Annotated in this window: 13 protein-coding genes and 2 tRNA genes; 11 read left to right on the top strand and 4 right to left on the bottom strand. The window is 67.4% G+C overall.

Annotation, left to right across the window (positions count from 1 at the left end; genetic code table 11):
• Positions 1-42: 42 nt before the first annotated feature.
• The 3 genes from betI to betA are packed head-to-tail and all read left to right on the top strand — an operon-like array spanning position 43 to position 3,677.
• Positions 43-609 (top strand): choline-binding transcriptional repressor BetI, encoded by a 567-nt coding sequence (gene betI, locus JX613_RS15585; protein WP_207102389.1) that lies wholly within the window; start codon positions 43-45, stop codon positions 607-609.
• On the top strand, positions 606-2,051 hold the full coding sequence (gene betB, locus JX613_RS15580; RefSeq protein ID WP_207102388.1) for a betaine-aldehyde dehydrogenase: 1,446 nt from the start codon (positions 606-608) through the stop codon (positions 2,049-2,051). Before betI ends, betB begins: the two co-directional genes overlap by 4 nt.
• A 9-nt stretch (positions 2,052-2,060) precedes the next feature.
• On the top strand, positions 2,061-3,677 hold the full coding sequence (gene betA, locus JX613_RS15575; RefSeq protein WP_207102387.1) for a choline dehydrogenase: 1,617 nt from the start codon (positions 2,061-2,063) through the stop codon (positions 3,675-3,677).
• A 59-nt stretch (positions 3,678-3,736) separates the two neighbouring features.
• Here the strand turns inward: betA and JX613_RS15570 are convergent, their stop codons facing one another.
• Positions 3,737-4,477 (bottom strand): DsbA family protein, encoded by a 741-nt coding sequence (locus JX613_RS15570; RefSeq protein ID WP_207102386.1) that lies wholly within the window; start codon positions 4,475-4,477, stop codon positions 3,737-3,739.
• Between the two features lie 156 nt (positions 4,478-4,633).
• Here JX613_RS15570 and JX613_RS15565 point away from each other — a divergent pair, with 156 nt between their 5' ends.
• The 3 genes from JX613_RS15565 (at position 4,634) to JX613_RS15555 (ending at position 9,592) form a co-directional block, all read left to right on the top strand.
• Positions 4,634-5,770 carry a pyridoxal phosphate-dependent aminotransferase gene (locus JX613_RS15565; protein WP_207102385.1) on the top strand — a complete coding sequence of 379 codons (1,137 nt, stop codon included), beginning with the start codon at positions 4,634-4,636 and terminating at the stop codon, positions 5,768-5,770.
• Positions 5,767-6,963, top strand: a complete 1,197-nt coding sequence (locus JX613_RS15560) for an N-acetylmuramoyl-L-alanine amidase (RefSeq protein WP_207102384.1) — start codon at positions 5,767-5,769, stop codon at positions 6,961-6,963. Before JX613_RS15565 ends, JX613_RS15560 begins: the two co-directional genes overlap by 4 nt.
• Positions 6,964-7,042: 79 nt before the next feature.
• Positions 7,043-9,592, top strand: a complete 2,550-nt coding sequence (locus JX613_RS15555) for a penicillin-binding protein 1A (protein WP_207102383.1) — start codon at positions 7,043-7,045, stop codon at positions 9,590-9,592.
• Here the strand turns inward: JX613_RS15555 and JX613_RS15550 are convergent.
• Positions 9,586-10,077, bottom strand: coding sequence for an MgtC/SapB family protein (locus tag JX613_RS15550; protein ID WP_207102382.1), 492 nt, complete (start codon positions 10,075-10,077; stop codon positions 9,586-9,588). The two genes, JX613_RS15555 and JX613_RS15550, sit on opposite strands and share 7 nt — an antisense overlap.
• A 127-nt stretch (positions 10,078-10,204) precedes the next feature.
• Between JX613_RS15550 and prfB the strand changes: the two genes are divergently transcribed.
• The 4 genes from prfB to JX613_RS15530 all read left to right on the top strand — a co-directional run bounded on the left by prfB (position 10,205) and on the right by JX613_RS15530 (position 12,843).
• Positions 10,205-11,332 (top strand): peptide chain release factor 2, encoded by a 1,128-nt coding sequence (gene prfB, locus JX613_RS15545; protein WP_207102381.1) that lies wholly within the window; start codon positions 10,205-10,207, stop codon positions 11,330-11,332.
• 60 nt (positions 11,333-11,392) lie between these two features.
• Positions 11,393-12,460: a patatin-like phospholipase family protein gene (locus JX613_RS15540; RefSeq protein ID WP_207102380.1), complete on the top strand. Its 1,068-nt coding sequence runs from the start codon at positions 11,393-11,395 to the stop codon at positions 12,458-12,460.
• 53 nt (positions 12,461-12,513) lie between these two features.
• Positions 12,514-12,589 (top strand) — tRNA-Val (locus JX613_RS15535).
• A gap of 178 nt (positions 12,590-12,767) precedes the next feature.
• Positions 12,768-12,843 (top strand) — tRNA-Ala (locus tag JX613_RS15530).
• 671 nt (positions 12,844-13,514) lie between these two features.
• Here JX613_RS15530 and lon read toward each other — a convergent pair.
• Positions 13,515-15,932 carry an endopeptidase La gene (gene lon / locus JX613_RS15525; RefSeq protein ID WP_207102379.1) on the bottom strand — a complete coding sequence of 806 codons (2,418 nt, stop codon included), beginning with the start codon at positions 15,930-15,932 and terminating at the stop codon, positions 13,515-13,517.
• Positions 15,933-16,063: 131 nt separating this feature from the next.
• Positions 16,064-17,407: an ATP-binding protein gene (locus JX613_RS15520; protein ID WP_207102378.1), complete on the bottom strand. Its 1,344-nt coding sequence runs from the start codon at positions 17,405-17,407 to the stop codon at positions 16,064-16,066.
• Positions 17,408-17,441: 34 nt separating this feature from the next.
• Here JX613_RS15520 and JX613_RS15515 point away from each other — a divergent pair.
• Positions 17,442-18,144, top strand: a 703-nt coding sequence (locus tag JX613_RS15515; RefSeq protein WP_207102377.1) for an MBL fold metallo-hydrolase, incomplete at its 3' end; no start/stop codon positions are given.

The following is an 18,144-nucleotide window of genomic DNA, read 5'->3' as shown; positions in this document are numbered from 1 at the left end:
CAGCCTTCAGATGGCAACAGTTTCTTTCACGCAGGTGCGACATTGCCCAAGATTGGGGCCGAGCCTATCCGAAAAGCCGCGTTAATCAACGCCACGATCTTCGAGGTCGGGCGGACGGGGTCTCTGGACGTGACCGTGGCGCAGATCGCCCGGCGCGCGGGCATGTCGCCTGCGCTGGCGCATCATTATTTCGGGTCCAAGGACCAGATCTTCCTGGCGGCGATGCGTTACATCCTGCGCGTCTATGGGCGGGCGGTCGCGGAACGCCTGCCGGGCCATGGGGTGCGGGGGCGTCTGAACGCCATCGTCGGGGCCAGCTTCGCGCCGCAGAATTTCCAGCGCGAAACCGTCAGCGCCTGGATCAATTTCTATGCCCTGGCGCTGATCAACCCCGAGGCCGCGCGCCTGTTGCGCGTTTATCACCGCCGCCTGCGCTCGAATCTGATGCTGGCGCTGCGGCCCCTGACGGATGATCCGGCCCGCGTGGCCGACACGCTGGGCGCGCTGATCGACGGCGTTTACCTGCGCGCGGTCCTGACCCCGGGCGGCATCACCGCCGAGGCCGCCGAGAAGCTGATCTTCGATTACCTGGACGAGGCCCTGTCGTGACCCACACCGCCCAACCCGCAGCCAGCCTGTTCATCGACGGCGCCTTTGTCGAGGGCGAGGGCGCGGCGCTGCCCGTCCTTTATCCCTACACGGGCGAGCAGATCGCATCGCTGCGCGAGGCCTCGGTGGCCCAGGTGGCGCTGGCCTGCCAATCCGCCGCCCGCGCGCAGCCCGCATGGGCGGCGATGCTGCCTGCGGACCGGGGCCGCGTCCTGTCCCGCGCCGCCGCCATCATCCGCAAGCGGAACGCGGATCTGTCGCGCCTGGAAACGCTGGACACCGGCAAGCCGATCCAGGAAACGCTGGTGGCCGACTGGGCATCGGGCGCCGCCGCGCTGGAATATTTCGGCGGGCTGGTGGCGGCCGTGACCGGCCAGATGATCCCGCTGGGCCGCGATTGGGCCTATACCCGGCGCGAGGCCTTGGGCGTCTGCGCGGGCATCGGCGCCTGGAACTATCCCAGCCAGATCGCCTGCTGGAAGGCCGCCCCCGCGCTGGCGATGGGCAACGCGATGGTCTTCAAGCCGTCCGAGGAAACGCCGCTGGGCGCGCTGAAACTGGCCGAGATTTTGCTGGAGGCAGGCGCCCCGCCCGGCATCTTCAATGTCGTGCAGGGCCGGGGCCAGGTCGGCGCGGCGCTTGTCACCGACCCCTGTGTCGCCAAGGTGTCCCTGACCGGCTCGGTCCCCACCGGCCGCCGCGTCTATGCCGCCGCAGCCGAGGGGATGCGCCACGTCACGATGGAGCTTGGCGGCAAGTCGCCGCTGATCGTCTTCGACGACGCCAGCCTGGAAGATGCCGTGGGCGCGGCGATCCTGGCGAATTTCTATTCCTCGGGCCAGATCTGTTCCAACGGCACGCGGGTGTTCCTGCAACAGGGCATCGCCGCGCGGTTCCTGGACCGGCTGGCCGAACGGCTGGCGACGATTCGCACCGGCGACCCGCTGGACCCCGACACGCAGTTCGGCCCGATCATCAACGCCGCGCAGGCCGCCAAGATCCGCGCGGCCATCGCCGCCGGACAGGACGCGGGCGCGCGGCTGGTCTGCGGCGGTCTGGGCGAGGGCGCCTTCATCCCCCCCACCGTCTTTGCCGACGCCACCGACGACATGGCGATCACCCGCGACGAAATCTTCGGCCCGGTGATGACCACGCTGACCTTCGCGGATGAGGCCGAGGCCGTGGCCCGCGCCAATGCCACCGGCTTTGGCCTTGCCGCCGGGGTCTTCACGCAAGACCTGACCCGCGCCCATCGCGTCGTGGCCGCGCTGGAAGCAGGCACCTGCTGGATCAACGCCTATAACCTGACGCCGGTCGAGATGCCCTTCGGCGGCGTCAAGATGTCCGGCCTGGGGCGCGAAAACGGCACCGCCGCCATCGAGCATTATTCGCAACTCAAGACCGTCTATGTCGGCATGGGCGCCGTCGAGGCGCCGTATTAGGGGGCAACCATGACCGCGGATTACGTCATCGTCGGCGCCGGTTCCGCCGGTTGCGCGCTGGCTTACCGGCTGACCGAGGCCGGGCACAGCGTCACCCTGATCGAATACGGCGGCAGCGACATCGGCATCTTCATCCAGATGCCCGGCGCGCTGTCCTACCCGATGAACATGCCGCGCTACGACTGGGGCTTTGCCACGCAACCCGAACCGCATCTGGGCGGGCGCAGGCTGGCCACGCCGCGCGGCAAGGTGCTGGGCGGGTCGTCGTCGATCAACGGCATGGTCTTCGTGCGCGGCCACCGCAAGGATTACGACCACTGGCGCGACAGCGGCGCGGCGGGATGGGGCTATGCGGACGTGCTGCCCTATTTCAAGCGCATGGAAACCTGGCACGGCGGCGCCTCCCCATGGCGCGGCACCGACGGCCCCCTGCACGTGACGCGCGGCAAGCGGCGCAATCCGCTGTTCAACGCCTTCATCCAGGCCGGGCAGCAGGCGGGCTGGCCTTATACCCCCGATTACAACGGCGAAAACCAGGAAGGCTTCGGCCCGATGGAGGCCACCATCTGGAAGGGCCGCCGCTGGTCCGCCGCCAACGCCTATCTGCGCCCTGCGCTCAAGACCGGGCGGCTGACGCTGGTCCGCGCCCTGGCCCGCCGCATCCTGTTCCAGGACAAGCGCGCCCATGCCGTGGAAATCGAGCGCAAGGGCCGCATCGAACAGGTCCGCGCAACCCGCGAGATCATCGTCTCGGCCAGTTCGATCAACACGCCGAAGCTGCTGATGCTGTCGGGCATCGGCCCCGCCGACCACCTGAAAAGCCACGGCATCACGCCCCTGGCGGACCGCCCGGGCGTGGGCGCGAACCTGCAGGACCACCTTGAAATCTACATGCAGTACAAGGCGCTGAAGCCGATCACGCTGTATACTTATTACAACCTTCTGGGCAAAAGCCGGGTGGGGGTGGAATGGCTGCTGCAAAAGACCGGGCTTGGCGCGTCGAACCAGTTCGAAAGCTGCGGCTTCATCCGGTCCTCGGACGCCGTGGATTACCCCGACATCCAGTATCACTTCCTGCCCTTGGCCGTGCGCTATGACGGCAAGGCGGCGGCGCAGGGCCACGGCTTCCAGGCCCATGTCGGCCCGATGCGGTCGAAATCGCGCGGCACCGTGCGGCTGGCCTCAAGCGATCCGGCGGCTGCGCCCGAGATCCGCTTCAACTACATGTCGCACCCCGACGACTGGGCGGAATTTCGCGCCTGCGTGCGCCTGACGCGGCAGATCTTCAACCAGCCCGCCTTCGCGGAATACCGGGGCGACGAGATCCAGCCGGGCGCCCCCGTGCAGACGGACGACCAGATCGACGCCTTCATCCGCGACCATGCCGAATCGGCCTATCACCCCTGCGGCACGGCCCGCATGGGGGCTTCGGCCGACCCCATGGCCGTGGTCGATCCCGACCTGCGGGTGATCGGCGTGGATGGCCTGCGCGTGGCCGACAGTTCCATCTTCCCGCGCATCACCAACGGCAACCTGAACGGCCCCTCGATCATGGTCGGCGAAAAGGCCGCCGACCACATCCTGGGCCGCATCGCGCAAAAGGGCGACCGCATGGCCGCCGAATAGCCGCTTCTTCTTCACTCAAATATCCCCGCCGGAGGCTCCTGCCCGCGCCACAAGGCGCGTCAGCCGTTCCCCGCCCGCGCGGCGGCCACGGCGGGTTCCAGCCCATCCGCAGGCATCCCGCGCAGCAGGGTATCGCCGATCACGAAGGTCGGCGTGCCCATGATCGCCATGCGTTCGGCCAGCTGGCGGTTCTCGCGCAGGACGGCGCTGACGGATTCGGTGTTCATGCTGTTCAGCACCTCGTCGCCGTCCACGCCGATCTCTGCCGCGATCGCCTTCAGCGCCTCGGGCGAGGGGGCGCCGCGCATTGCCATCAGCGCGTCATGGGCCTGGACGTAAGCCCCATCCCCGCCGATCTGCTTGACCGCGACCGCAAAGCGGGCCGAAGTCTCGCTGTCCGGTCCAAGGATCGGGAATTCCTTCAGGATCAGCCGGATATTGCCGTCGCCCTCAACCAGATCATGAACCTGTTCGTTGAACTTGCGGCAGTAACCGCAGCGATAGTCGATGAATTCCACCATCGTCACGTCGCCGTCCGGGTTGCCCCCGATCCAGCTGTGGCCGTCGTTGAAGATCGCATCACGGTTCGATGCGACCAAGGCCACGTCGCTCTCGGCCTCGGACGCGGCGCGGCGTTCTTCCAGGACGTTGATGGATTCGACCAGAACCTCGGGGTTGGCCATCAGGTAGTCGCGCACCGCGTCCCCGAAGGCGGCCTTCTCGGCCTCGGACATGGCGGAAATGTCGAAGGCCAGGGCAGGGGTCGCGGTCAGCAGCAGCGCGGCGATCAGGCGTTTCATCGAAATCCTCGTTCTCGGGTTGGCGCAAGCTTGCCGCGCAGGGACGCGATTGGCAAGGAAGGGGCTGACAAAGCTGCGTGACCGGGGGCTTTCCGCGCCCGCCTCACAGGCGTAAGACAGGGAAAAAAGACAAAAGGCCCTTGAGGAATGAGCAGCATGAGGAAATCCGCCCGCGGACAGGTCGATCCCTTCATCGTCATGGACGTGATGGAGGCCGCCAGCCGCGCCGAGGCCGCAGGCCGCCACATCATCCACATGGAGGTCGGCCAGCCGTCCACCCCCGCGCCCGAAGGCGCGCGCCGGGCCCTGGCCTCTGCGCTGGAACAGCCGCTGGGCTATACGGTCGCGCTTGGCCTGCCCGCGCTGCGGCAGGGGATCGCGGATCTGTATCGCCGCTGGTACGGGGTCGATCTGGACCCGGCCCGCGTGGTGGTGACGCCCGGCAGCAGCGGGGCCTTCATCCTGGCCTTTTCCGCGCTGTTCGACGCGGGCGACAAGGTGGCGATGGGCTATCCCGGATACCCCAGCTATCGCCAGATCCTGCGGGCCATGTCGCTGGAACCGGTGGGCATCCTTACCCGCCCCGAGGACCGCTATCAGCCGCGCCCCGCCGATCTGCCAGACGGCTGCGCGGGGCTGATCCTCGCCTCGCCGGGCAATCCGTCGGGCACGGTGCTGCGCACGGATGAGTTGCGCGCGCTGTCGGATGCGGCGCGGGCCAAGGGCATGGCGCTGATTTCCGATGAGATCTACCACGGCTTGTCCTATGGCGACCGCTGCCATTCCGCGCTGGAGGTGACGGACGACGTGTTCGTCATCAATTCCTTCAGCAAGTATTTCTCGATGACCGGCTGGCGGGTGGGCTGGATGGTCGTGCCCCCCGATCACATCCGCACGGTGGAACGGCTGGCGCAGAACATGTTCATCTGCCCGCCCCATGCCAGCCAGGTCGCGGCGCTTGCCGCGCTGGACTGCACTGGGGAAGCCGACGCCAACCTGGCCGTCTATGCCGAGAACCGCCGGTTGATGCTGCAGGAACTGCCGAAGGCGGGCTTCGACCGCATCGCGCCCCCGGAAGGGGCCTTCTACATCTATGCCGACGTGTCGCACCTGACCGACAATTCGCTGAGTTTCGCGGCCGAGATCCTTGAAAAGGCCGGCGTCGCCGTCACGCCGGGGCTGGACTTCGACCCCGAACGCGGGGCGCAAACGCTGCGCTTTTCCTATGCCCGCGCGACGGCCGACATCGCCGAGGGCCTGCGCCGCCTGACGGAGTTCATGGCCGCGCGATGAGATGGCTGCTTCTGATCCTGGCGCTGCTGTCGCTGCCCGCGGGGGCGGATGAGCCGGCACGCCTGGATCCGGGCGGATCGGCGCTGGTCGCCACGGGGCGGGGATGGGGCGGGCCGAAGCCGCTGGAACTGCGGCTGGCGCTGACCAGACCCGTGCCCTATCGCGTCTTCCTGGTCGGCGATCCAGTGCGGCTGGTCGTGGACCTGCAAGGCGCAGACCTGGGGCTGGCCAAGCCGCAGGATCTGTTCGGCGCCGACCTTGCCCCCGCGATCCGCTGGGGCCCGAACGGAAAGGGCTGGTCGCGCATCGTGTTAGAACTCCCCGGCCCTTATCGCATCGCCAGCGCGGGGCAGAGCGCGCGGGCGCCGCTGTCCCAGATCACCGTTGTGCTGGCGCCTGTCAGCGCGCAGGACTTCGCGCCCGACCGTTCGGCCACCGCGGCCCTGCGCGACCTGCCTGAACCCGCCGACGTGCCGCCGCCCGCGCCCGACGATCGCTTCACCGTGGTGCTGGATCCGGGCCATGGCGGCTTTGACCCCGGCGCGCTGGCCGAGGGCGAAAGCGAGGCGAACCTGGTCCTGGTCTTTGCGCTGGAACTGCGCGCGGCCCTGCAGGCGCGGGGCGTCGATGTGCAGCTGACGCGGGGCGACGACAGCTTCGTGTCGCTGGAACGGCGCATGACGGCGGCGCGAGCCGCCCGGGCGGATCTGTTCATCTCGCTTCACGCCGACGCGCTGCCCCAGGGGCAGGCGGCGGGGGCGACGGTCTATGTCTGGGATCCTGCCGCCGATGCCCGCGCGGACGAACAACTGGTGCTGCGGCACGGCCCCGACGACCTGCTGGCGGGGCTGGACCTGACGGGCCAAGACGACGCGCTGACGGGCGTGCTGATGGATTTCGCCCGCACCGACACGCAGCCCCGCTCGCGCAGCTTTGCCGACTGGCTGGTGTCGCGCATGTCGCTGATGGGCATCGGGATGCACAACCGGCCCGTGCAAAGGGCCACCTATTCGGTGCTGAAATCGCCCGACATCCCCTCGGTCCTGCTGGAACTGGGCTTCATCTCGGACCATGACGACCGGGCGAACCTGCTGAACCCCGAATGGCGCGCCCGCATGGTCCGGGTCGTGGCCGAGGCCGTCACCGGCTGGGCGCGCGACGAATCCGTCAGGGCCGGGATGCTGCGCCAATAAGCGCAGGGTCGCCCAGTGTTGTTTTGACCGGGCCGGGGCGCGGCGCTATAGACGGGACCAACTCTTGAAAGGCCCTTCCTTGCTGCGCAGCATCCTGTCCTTTTTCGGTGCCATCTTCTCGTGGTTCGTCACGGCGAGCTTCTTCATCGCGCTGACGCTGGGCGCGATCTTCTGGATCTATTCCCGCGACCTGCCCAGCCACGAGACGCTGGCCCAGTACACGCCCAAGACCATCAGCCGGATCTATTCGGGCGAGGGGATGCTGATCGACGAATTCGCCGAGGAACGCCGCCTGTTCGTGCCCATCGAGGAAATCCCCGACCTGGTGAAGCACGCCTTCATCAGCGCCGAGGACAAGAACTTCTACAGCCACCCCGGTTATGATGTGCGCGGCATCGTGGGCGCGGCCTGGCAGGCGGTGGTGTCGCGCGGATCGTCGGTGCGCGGCGCGTCCACCATCACGCAGCAGGTGATGAAGAACTTCCTGCTGTCGTCGGACCGCAGCGTGGAACGCAAGGTCAAGGAACTGATCCTGGCCTCGCGCCTGGAACGCACGCTGTCCAAGGACCAGATCCTGGAACTGTACCTGAACGAGATCTTCCTGGGCCAGAACAGCTTCGGCGTCGCCGCCGCCGCCCAGACCTATTTCAACAAGTCCCTGGCCGAGCTTGCCCCGCACGAGGCCGCGATGCTGGCCGCCATGCCGCAGGCGCCGGGCCGTTACCACCCCGTCCGCGCCAAGGACCGCGTGACCGAACGGCGCAACTATGTCCTGCGCGAGATGTGGCAGAACGGCTATATCGACCAGGCCGTCTATGAGGCCGAGGCCAGGCTGCCGCTGAAATCGGTGCAGAACGGCGACTATCCGGCCTTCCAGCAGCAGTTGCCGCCGCGCGATTACTTCACCGACGAAATCCGCCGCCAGTTGTCCGCCCAGTTCGGGAACGAGGAGTTCTTCGGCGGCGGGTTGACGATCCGCGCGACCGTCACGCCCGACCTGCAGGCGGCGGCGGCCGATGCGCTGCGCGAGGCGCTGGAGGATTACGACCGCGGCACCGGCATCTGGCGCGGCACCCGCCAGACCATCCCCGCCGAGCAACTGACCGACGAGGCCGCCTGGCGCGGCGCCCTGTGGCAGGCGCAGGTGCCGCGCGACATTCCCGGCTGGCACCCCGCCGTGGTGCTGGAGGTCGGCGACAGCGACGCCCGCATCGGCATCGAGGGGATCGCCGAGGATACCGACGGCCACTGGATCCCCGCAGCCGACGTGCAATGGGCCCGCAAGCGCGGCCCCGACGGGCGGCTTGGGCCGCGTGCGAAGGTCGCGGGTGATCTGGTCGCCGTGGGGGACGTGGTGCTGGTCCGCGCCATGACGCAGGACAGCGATGGCAGCTTCATCCGCTGGACCCTGCGGCAAGTCCCCGAAATCCAGGGCGGCTTCATGGCCATGGACGTGAACACCGGCCGCGTCATGGCGATGCAGGGGGGATTCAGCTACCAGTCCTCGGTCTTCAACCGGGCCACGCAGGCGCAGCGCCAGCCGGGGTCGTCCTTCAAGCCCTTCGTCTATGCCGCCGCGCTGGACAACAACTATACCCCCGCCACCATCGTCGTGGACGAGCCGATCAGCATCAACACGCCCTATGGCTTGTGGGAACCCAAGAACTCGTCGGGCAAGCATTACGGGCCGACGCCCCTGCGCACGGGCATCGAGATGTCGCGCAACCTGATGACCATCCGCATCGCCCAGGACATCGGGATGGAGCGGGTGGCCGAATATGCCGAACGCTTCGGCGTTTATGACGACCTGAAGCCCTTCCTGGCCAATGCCCTGGGCGCGCAGGAAACCACGCTGTTCAAGATGGTCGCGGCCTATGCCATGTTCGCCAACGGGGGCGAGCGGGTGGAGCCCACGCTGGTGGACCGCGTGCAGGACCGGCGCGGGCGCACCATCTATCGCCACGACCGGCGCGTCTGCGAAACCTGCGGCCAGCAGGCGTTGCCGGCGGGGCAGGGGCCGGTGATCGACACGAACCGCGAACGGGTGATGGACGCGGTGACGGCCTATCAGTTGACATCCATGCTGGAAGGCGCGGTGGAACGCGGGTCAGGCAGCGGGGTGGATTTGCCTGTGCCCATCGCGGGCAAGACGGGCACCACGAACGACGCCAAGGACGTGTGGTTCATCGGCTATTCCAGCAACATCGTCGCGGGCTGTTACCTGGGCTACGACCAGCCGCGCAGCCTGGGCGAGAATGCCTATGGCGGCACGCTCTGCGTGCCGGTCTTCAACGCCTTCATGCGCAAGGCCGTGGCCGAATTCGGCGGCACCGAATTCGCGGTCCCGCCCGGCGGCTATTGGGTCAAGATCGACCGCACCACCGGCCAGCGCCTGTCGGACGACGCGACGGGGCCGAATGTCGTGGCGGAGTATTTCCGCGACGGCACCGACCCCGACTGGGGTTCGCCGCTGATCGTGTCGGGCTTCGGCGACGGCGATGTCGTCCTGCCGTGGGAGGCGGGGGCGGGGTCCGGGTCGGGAACGGCCATCACCACCTCGACCGGGGAACGCAAGGTCATCCCGCGCCAGACGGACTTCGGGACCATGTCCTCGGGCGGGCTTTACTGATCGGGGCCTTGCCCGCGATGGGCGGGAGTGCTGATGATGCGCACCATCCACAGGATCACCACCGCCAGCACGGTCCCCATCACCGCCAGCAGCCCGTCCCCGGTCCCCGACGCCAGGCCCACGGCGCCCGCCAGCCACATCGACGCGCCCGTGGTCACGCCGCGCACGCTGCCGCCGCTGAAGATGATCGACCCGGCGGCCAGAAAGGCCACGCCCGCCGTCACGGCCTCGATCAGGCGCAGGGGGTCGATGCGCAGCGTGTCGGTTTCATCGGCGGGGAAATGCGTCAGTTCCATCGCGACAATCGTGAACATCGCCGCCGCCAGCGCGATCAGCATATGCGTGCGCAGCCCGGCGGCGCGGGCGCTGACCTCGCGTTCCCACCCGATCAACCCGCCCAGCACCACCGCCAGCGCCAGCCGCATGGCCACCACGGGCAGGGGCATGGATTGCAGCGGCTGGAACAGATCGGGGATCAGGGGCATGGCGGTCCGCGCTGTGATACCCTTGTGTAACGTGAACCGCCCCCGCCCGGTTGCAGGCCCGGCCCTTGCCCCAGGGCCCCGCGCGCGGTATCACCCCTGACCTGACGCCAGCCCCAAGGATCCGCCCATGCGCGCCGAGACGCAGTCCACCATCGAAGCCATCCGCAAGTCGCTGACCCTGCTGGGCCAGCGGATGGACTGGCAGACCGCGCCCCACCGGCTGGAGGAGATGAACGCCATGATCGAGGCGGGCGACCTGTGGTCCGATCCCGCCCGCGCGCAAAAGCTGATGCGCGAACGCCAGGCGCTGCTGGACGCGATCGAAACCTATCGCCGCATCGACGGGGATCTCTCCGCCAATGCCGAGATGATCGAACTGGCCGAGGAGGAAGGCGACACCGACCTGGTGGCCGAGGCCGAGGCGAACCTGAAATCGCTGGCGGAACTGGCCGCGCAAAAGGAACTGGAGGCCCTGCTGAACGGCGAGGCCGACGGCAACGACACCTTCCTGGAAATCAACGCGGGCGCGGGCGGCACGGAAAGCTGCGACTGGGCGTCGATGCTGGCGCGCATGTATGTCCGCTGGGCGGAAAAGAAGGGCTACGAGGTCGAGCTGCTGTCCGAAACCGCGGGCGACGAGGCGGGCATCCGCAGCGCCGCCTACAAGGTCAGCGGGCACAACGCTTATGGCTGGCTGAAGTCGGAATCGGGCGTGCACCGGCTGGTGCGCATCAGCCCCTATGACAGCGCGGCGCGGCGGCATACGTCGTTTTCGTCGGTCTGGGTCTATCCCGTCGTGGACGACAATATCGAGATCGACATCCCCGACCGCGACATCCGCATCGACACCTATCGGTCGTCCGGCGCGGGCGGGCAGCACGTCAACACCACCGACTCGGCCGTGCGGATCACCCACCTGCCGACCGGGATCGTGGTCACGTCGTCGGAAAAGTCGCAGCACCAGAACCGGGCCAACGCCATGGCCGCGCTGAAATCGCGCCTCTACCAGATGGAGCTGGACCGCCGCAACGCCGAGATCAACGCCCAGCACGCCGCCAAGGGCGATGCCGGCTGGGGCAACCAGATCCGGTCCTATGTCCTGCACCCCTACCAGATGGTCAAGGATCTGCGCACGGGCGAGGAGACCAGCGACACCCAGGGCGTGCTGGACGGCGACCTGGACGCCTTCATGGCCGCCACCCTGGCCCTGGACGTGGCGGGCAAAAGCCGGGCCGAGGCCAACGCCGCCGACTGATCCGCCGCTGGACCGCGCGGGCTTTGCCGTTATGCTGCACCTGCAGAAACGGGGGCGGCGATGGAAGAAAAGCGCATCAATCTGGCCTTGCAGGGCGGCGGCGCGCATGGCGCATTCGCCTGGGGCGTGCTGGACCGCCTGCTGGACGAGGACTGGCTGACGATTTCCGCCATCAGCGGCACCTCGGCCGGGGCCCTGAACGCGGCGGCGCTGAAGGCCGGGCTGTCGCGGCACCAGGGGCTGCCCGGGCGCCGGGCCGCGCGCCAGAACCTCGATCACCTCTGGGCGCAGGTCGGGCAGATCAGCGACAACCGCGTCGTGCGGTGGATGCATTCGCTGGTGCCGGCGCCCCGAGAGATGGAGCGGCTGGCCGAGCTGTTCTCGCCCGCCGCCTGGCTGGACAACCTGACGCGGATCTTCAGCCCCTATGATTACGGCCCCTTTTACGTCAATCCGCTTGCCTCGGTCCTGCGCGACCTGCCCTGTCCCGACTTCAGCAACACGCGCGGGCCGCAGCTGTTCGTGGCGGCCACCAATGTGCGCACGGGCCGGATCCGGGTCTTCACCAACGCGGCCGCCACCCCCGACGCGGTGATGGCCTCGGCCTGCCTGCCGAACCTGTTCCGCGCGGTCGAGATCCCCGACCCCGAGACCGGGCAGATGGAGGCCTTCTGGGACGGCGGCTTCACCGGCAACCCGGCGATGTTTCCGCTGTATGACCACCGCCTGCCGCGCGACATCGTGATCGTGAACATCAACCCGCTGCTGCGCGACGGCATCCCCCGCACCCCGGTCGAAATCGCCGACCGCGTGAACGAGATCAGCTTCAACGCGTCGCTGATGGCCGACCTGCGGGCGATCAACTTCGTCAAGCGCCTGTTCGCCGAGGATCGCCTGCAGAATCGCCCCATGAAGAACCCGCTGGTCCACATGATCCTGGACGACGTGCTGATGAACGACCTGAACGCCCGCTCCAAGCTGACGCCCGCGCCGGGCCTGCTGGCGCGGATGAAGCTGGCGGGGCAGGTGGCGGCTGATACGTTCCTGCGCGACCACGCGGACGCCCTGAACACGCGCGACACGGTCGATCTGCCCGCGCTGTTCGCGGGATCTGGCATCATCGGCTAGCGCAAAATCGGCACTGGCCAAGGCCTGCGGCGGAGGCTAGAAGGCAGTCCGGCGGGCGGTTAGCTCAGTTGGTAGAGCGCCTCGTTTACACCGAGGATGTCGGGGGTTCGAGTCCCTCACCGCCCACCATTTTCCCTGCCCTGAGATCCTTTCCGGCGCCGCTTTGGTCGACATTCCCACGCATTTTCAGGGAATTGACGGCATCTTCACAAACGTGCCGCGAATACCACATTTTCCGCTTGCACCCTGTCGCACACACCCCTATAGACCCTGCACGCGACGTTGAAAGACGAAGCAGACCTCCGGTGGGGCCATAGCTCAGTTGGTAGAGCGCTTGAATGGCATTCAAGAGGTCAGGGGTTCGACTCCCCTTGGCTCCACCAAATATCTTCCGTTTTATTGCTGGAAGAAGAGACCTTCAGGCAGGTGGTTCCTCTTGCATTCCTGCTGTACTTAACGCCCCGCTCCTATCGTGCTGGCTGGCAGCCGAGGGAGTTGTAGCGGGAAGATAGAGGAAGCGCATCTCGCGAGCATTCGGGGTCGCGATCTTCAGGGGCGCTCTGTTCTGTGTTCGGCTACCCGGCATGACCGACAAAGTCCTTTCCACAAATAGGCGAGTGCCTGAGGCGGTCTGGTCATTCTCCTCTCAACCCATGGCTGCGCCAGCCGGTTTCGGCCGCGCCGCAGAACCAAGACCAGCTTCTTGTCTGATCTGGGCCTTGGCAAAAGGCCGAGGATCCAGGTGTGTGGTGATACGATTGTTCCTGACTTAAATTCTTGGCTTGTTGGGAAGCCCCTAGGGGCGGTGACGTGTTGCCCCCAAGCCTTTGCAGGCTTGGTCCGGGCGGGTCTCCCCAACCTCCAGCGCGGCAATATCGCGATACGCGCCCAAGGTCTTGCACAGGTCCATCTGCGATGAACGAGGCCTACTTGCAATACTCTGAAGCCAGACCTGACCAACGGATCCTCAGGCAGGAACGGCAGGACAGCCATCATCGTCGCGGCAGAGCATCAGTCAAAAGAAAAGGGCCGGCTGAACCGGCCCTCTCTGTCTTTAATGTGCGACCGCGCTTCCGGCGGCGCGTTCTTCCCGGCCAGAGGCGGCCCGGGCGGCTTCGGCAGCCTCCTCGGCGGCCTCGTCCCATTCGACGGGTTCGGGCATCCGCACCAGGGCGTGCTTCAGGACTTCGCGGACGTTGCTGACCGGGATGATGGTCAGGCCGGTCTTCACGTTGTCCGGGATCTCGGCCAGATCCTTTTCGTTGTCGGCCGGGATCATCACCGTCTTGATGCCACCGCGCAGCGCCGCCAGCAGCTTTTCCTTCAAGCCACCGATGGCCAGCACGTTGCCGCGCAGCGTCACCTCGCCGGTCATCGCCACGTCCTTGCGGACCGGGATGCCGGTCATCACCGACACGACCGAGGTCACCATGGCAATGCCCGCCGACGGACCGTCCTTCGGGGTCGCCCCCTCGGGCACGTGGACGTGGATGTCGCGCTTGTCGAATTCCGGGGGCTTGACCCCGATTTCCGGCGCGATCGACCGGACGAAACTGGAGGCCGCGTCGATCGATTCCTTCATCACGTCGCCCAGTTTCCCGGTCGTCTTTATCCGGCCCTTGCCCGGCAGGCGCAGCGCCTCGATCTGGAGGAGGTCACCCCCGACCGAAGTCCAGGCGAGGCCCGTCACCACGCCGACCTGATCCTCTTTCTCGGCCAGGCCGTAGCGGTGGCGGCGAACGCCCAGGTATTCCTCGGCCTTGGCGGCATCCACCGTCACGGACTTGACCTGACCTTTCAGGATCTCGGTCACGGCCTTTCGGGCCAGCTTGGCGATCTCGCGTTCCAGCGAACGGACCCCGGCTTCCCGCGTGTAGTAGCGGATCACATGGGTCAGCGCCTCGTCCGTCACCTCGAACTCACCCTTGCGCAAGCCGTTCGCCGCGATCTGCTTGGGCAGCAGGTGCTGGCGCGCGATCTCGCGCTTTTCGTCCTCGGTGTAACCCGACAGGCTGATGATCTCCATCCGGTCCAGAAGCGGCCCCGGCATGTTGTAGCTGTTGGCCGTGGTCACGAACATCACGTTCGACAGGTCGTATTCCACTTCCAGATAGTGGTCCACGAAGGTCGCGTTCTGTTCTGGATCCAGCACCTCCAGCATGGCAGACGCCGGATCGCCCCGGAAATCCTGGCCCATCTTGTCGATCTCATCCAGCAGGATGAGCGGGTTGGTCGTCTTGGCCTTTTTCAAAGCCTGGATGATCTTGCCCGGCATCGAGCCGATATAGGTCCGGCGGTGGCCGCGGATTTCGGATTCATCGCGCACGCCGCCCAGGCTGATGCGGATGAATTCGCGTCCCGTCGCCTTGGCCACGCTGCGCCCGAGCGAGGTCTTGCCGACGCCCGGAGGGCCGACGAGGCACAGGATCGGGCCCTTCAGCTTCTGGCTGCGGGTCTGCACGGCCAGGTATTCGACGATCCGTTCCTTGACCTTTTCCAGGCCATAGTGGTCGGCATCCAGCACCTTTTCGGCCGCCGTCAGATCCTTGCGGGTGCGCGACTTGACGCCCCAGGGCAGGGACAGAAGCCAGTCCAGATAGTTGCGCGACACCGTGGCCTCGGCCGACATCGGCGACATCGACTTCAGCTTCTTCAGCTCGGCTTCCGCCTTGTCGCGGGCTTCCTTGCTGAACTTGGTCTTGGCGATCTTTTCCTCAAGCTCGGCGATCTCGTTCTGGCCGTCCTCGCCGTCGCCCAGTTCCTTCTGAATGGCCTTCATCTGCTCATTCAGATAGTACTCGCGCTGCGTCTTCTCCATCTGGGTCTTGACGCGCGACTTGATCTTCTTTTCGACCTGCAGGACGGACATCTCGCCCTGCATGTGGGAATAGACCTTTTCCAGACGCTCGGCCACGTCCAGCGTGTCCAGCAGATCCTGCTTGCGGTCGAGCGCGATGCCCATGTGGCCCGCGACCAGGTCGGCCAGCTTGCCGGGCTCCTTCGCCTCGGCCACGGCGGTCACGACTTCCTCGGGGATGTTCTTGCGGACCTTGACGTAACGCTCGAACTCCTCGGCCACGGTGCGGACCAGGGCGGTCACGGTGGCGGGGTCGCCCGGCGTCTCGGCCAGGACGATGGCGGTCGCCTCGAAGTGATCGGGGTTCGGCACGAAGTCGGTGATCTGCACGCGTTCGCGCCCCTCGACCAGCACCTTGACGGTGCCGTCGGGCAGCTTCAGCAGTTGCAGCACATTGGCCAGCACGCCGGCGCGGTAGATGCCGTCTTCCACAGGCTCATCGACCGAGGCGTCCTTTTGCGCGGCCAGCAGGATCGGGCTGTCCGATTCCATGACCGCTTCCAGCGCGCGGACCGATTTTTCGCGACCCACGAACAGCGGAACGATCATGTGGGGAAAGACCACGATGTCGCGCAACGGCAGCACCGGATAGGTCGAAGCAGCGAATTCGTTCATTATGCGTTCCTTTCTGCCCGAAGCCGTGGCCCCGTCATGGCGACACACGGCCCCTGCGTTCCGACAATCTAGGGCGGTGTCCCGCCGCATTCAATATGACGCAAAAAATGCCCGCTATTTCCGGCGCCATTCTATCGCGGAATGACGATTTCCGCCCTGAGCCCGCCCAACCGCTGCCCCCGGCCAAGCCGCAACTGCCCGCCATGGGCGCGTGCCACGTCGGCGGCAATCGCCAGGCCCAGGCCGGCGCCCCCGCCGCCGTTGCGGTTGCGCGACGGGTCCAGCCGGGTAAAGGGCCGCATCGCCGCATCGAGGCTGTCGTCGGGGATGCCGGGGCCGTCGTCCTCGACCCCGATGCGCAGGCTGCGCGGGCCCAGGGTGGCGTCCAGTTCGGCGCGCGTGCCATGGCGGGCGGCGTTGCCCAGCAGGTTTTCCAGCGCGCGGCGCAGCATGTCGCGGCGAAAGGTCGCCCGACCGTTCGGATCGCCCTCAAGCTGACGCAGCACCACCTGCTGGCCCGCCCGCCGCGCATCGGCCACCACGCTGTCCACGAAGTCCGACACGGGCGTGGGTTCGGGCGGGCTGTCCTGCGCCTCGTCCCGGGCATAGTCCAGGAAGGCGTCGACCATGCGGTTCATCTCGGCGATGTCGGCCTCCATCGCGCGCAGTTCGTCATCGTCGGGGGGCATGTCGGGCGACATCATCGACAAGCCGAGGCGCAGGCGCGTCAGCGGCGTGCGCAGGTCGTGGCTGATCCCCGACAGCATCATCTTGCGCTGTTCGTTCTGGCGTTCCAGTCGGTTGCGCATGTCCAGAAAGGCCGCGCCCGCGCTGCGCACCTCGGACGCGCCGGACGGACGATAGGGCACGATCCGGCCCTTGCCGTAATCCTCGGCCGCCTCGGCCAGCCGCCGGATGGGGCGCAGCTGGTTGCGCAGGAAGACGGTGGCGATCCCCGTCATCAGGAACGAGGTGAAGACCATCAGCACCAGCAGCTGATGCGGGTTGGACGCGCTGACCCGGCCACGGTCGAAGGACAGCGAATAGGGCCCGGCGGGTCCGTCGATGGTGACGATCACCCGCTTGTCGTCGCGCGCGAGGTCGATGGCGCGGATGGCGGGCAGGTGGGCGCGCAATTCCTCGATCACCACGCGGCCGGAAAAGTCGTAGAACAGGCGCTGGTCGCCCTGGGCCTCGGTTTCGGGTGCGCCGATACTGATGCCCAGGGGCACGGCGATTTCCCGGCCCGCGTCGCGCTGGCCGTCCGCGCGGTCGATCCGGGCGGCGACAAAGGCCAGTTCCTGCGCCATGCTGGTGGTCATCTGCCGGGTCACGCCCTCGAAATGGCGCTGCAGGAACATGACGCTGACCACCAGCGTGACGACCACCACCGGCAAAAACAGGATCAGCGCCGCCCGGCCGTAAAGCCCGCGCGGGAAAAAGCCCTTGAGCCAGCCTTCCGTCTGGTTCGCCATGGAAACCCCTGCCTGTCGTGCTAAGGCTAGCCGCATGGACGGACAGACGAAAGACCCCCTGCGCATCCTGGCCCCGAACCCCTCGCCGCTGACCGGGCCGGGGACCAACACCTTTCTGCTGGGGCGCGAGCAGGTCGCGGTGATCGACCCCGGCCCGGACGACCCCGGCCACCTGGCGGCCATCGTTGATGCAGGGCAGGGGCGGATCAGCCATATCCTTGTCACCCACGCGCACCGGGACCACAGCGCCGGGGCGCCCGCCCTGGCGCGCATGACGGGCGCCCCGGTGCTGGCCTTCGGCGATGCCCTGGCGGGCCGGTCGCCGATGATGCAGCGCCTTGCCGGCGATGCCACCGGCGGGGGCGAGGGGTTGGACCTTTCCTTCACCCCCGACATCACCCTGCGCGACGGCGACGTGGTCGAGGGCGCGGACTGGCGCCTGACCGCGCTGCACACCCCCGGCCATTCCGGCGGGCACCTGGCCTTCCTGTGGGGCGAGCGGATCTTCTGCGGCGACGTGGTGATGGGCTGGTCCTCGACCCTCATCTCGCCCCCCGACGGCGACCTGGCGGATTACCTGCGCACGCTGGACCGGCTGGCGCAGATCGGCCCCCGCCGCCTGCTGCCCGCCCATGGCGACCCGGTCGAGGATCCGCTGGCGCGCCTGGCCGCCCTGGCCGCCCACCGCCGCCAGCGCACCGCGCAGATCCTGGCGGCCCTGCGCGACGGCCCGGCCA

The organism is Paracoccus shandongensis (assembly GCF_017315735.1).
Classification (GTDB): domain Bacteria; phylum Pseudomonadota; class Alphaproteobacteria; order Rhodobacterales; family Rhodobacteraceae; genus Paracoccus; species Paracoccus shandongensis.
Note: the sequence above shows the minus strand (reverse complement) of the source record. Positions and strands in the feature narration are given on the sequence as shown.

Coding starts and splice junctions, on each gene's coding strand:
- JX613_RS15520 (WP_207102378.1), bottom strand. CDS start 17,407: ATGGCGAACCAGACGGAAGGCTGGCTCAAGGGCTTTTTCCCGCGCGGG.
- JX613_RS15570 (WP_207102386.1), bottom strand. CDS start 4,477: ATGAAACGCCTGATCGCCGCGCTGCTGCTGACCGCGACCCCTGCCCTG.
- JX613_RS15565 (WP_207102385.1), top strand. CDS start 4,634: ATGAGGAAATCCGCCCGCGGACAGGTCGATCCCTTCATCGTCATGGAC.
- prfB (WP_207102381.1), top strand. CDS start 10,205: ATGCGCGCCGAGACGCAGTCCACCATCGAAGCCATCCGCAAGTCGCTG.
- betA (WP_207102387.1), top strand. CDS start 2,061: ATGACCGCGGATTACGTCATCGTCGGCGCCGGTTCCGCCGGTTGCGCG.
- JX613_RS15560 (WP_207102384.1), top strand. CDS start 5,767: ATGAGATGGCTGCTTCTGATCCTGGCGCTGCTGTCGCTGCCCGCGGGG.
- JX613_RS15540 (WP_207102380.1), top strand. CDS start 11,393: ATGGAAGAAAAGCGCATCAATCTGGCCTTGCAGGGCGGCGGCGCGCAT.
- lon (WP_207102379.1), bottom strand. CDS start 15,932: ATGAACGAATTCGCTGCTTCGACCTATCCGGTGCTGCCGTTGCGCGAC.
- JX613_RS15550 (WP_207102382.1), bottom strand. CDS start 10,077: ATGCCCCTGATCCCCGATCTGTTCCAGCCGCTGCAATCCATGCCCCTG.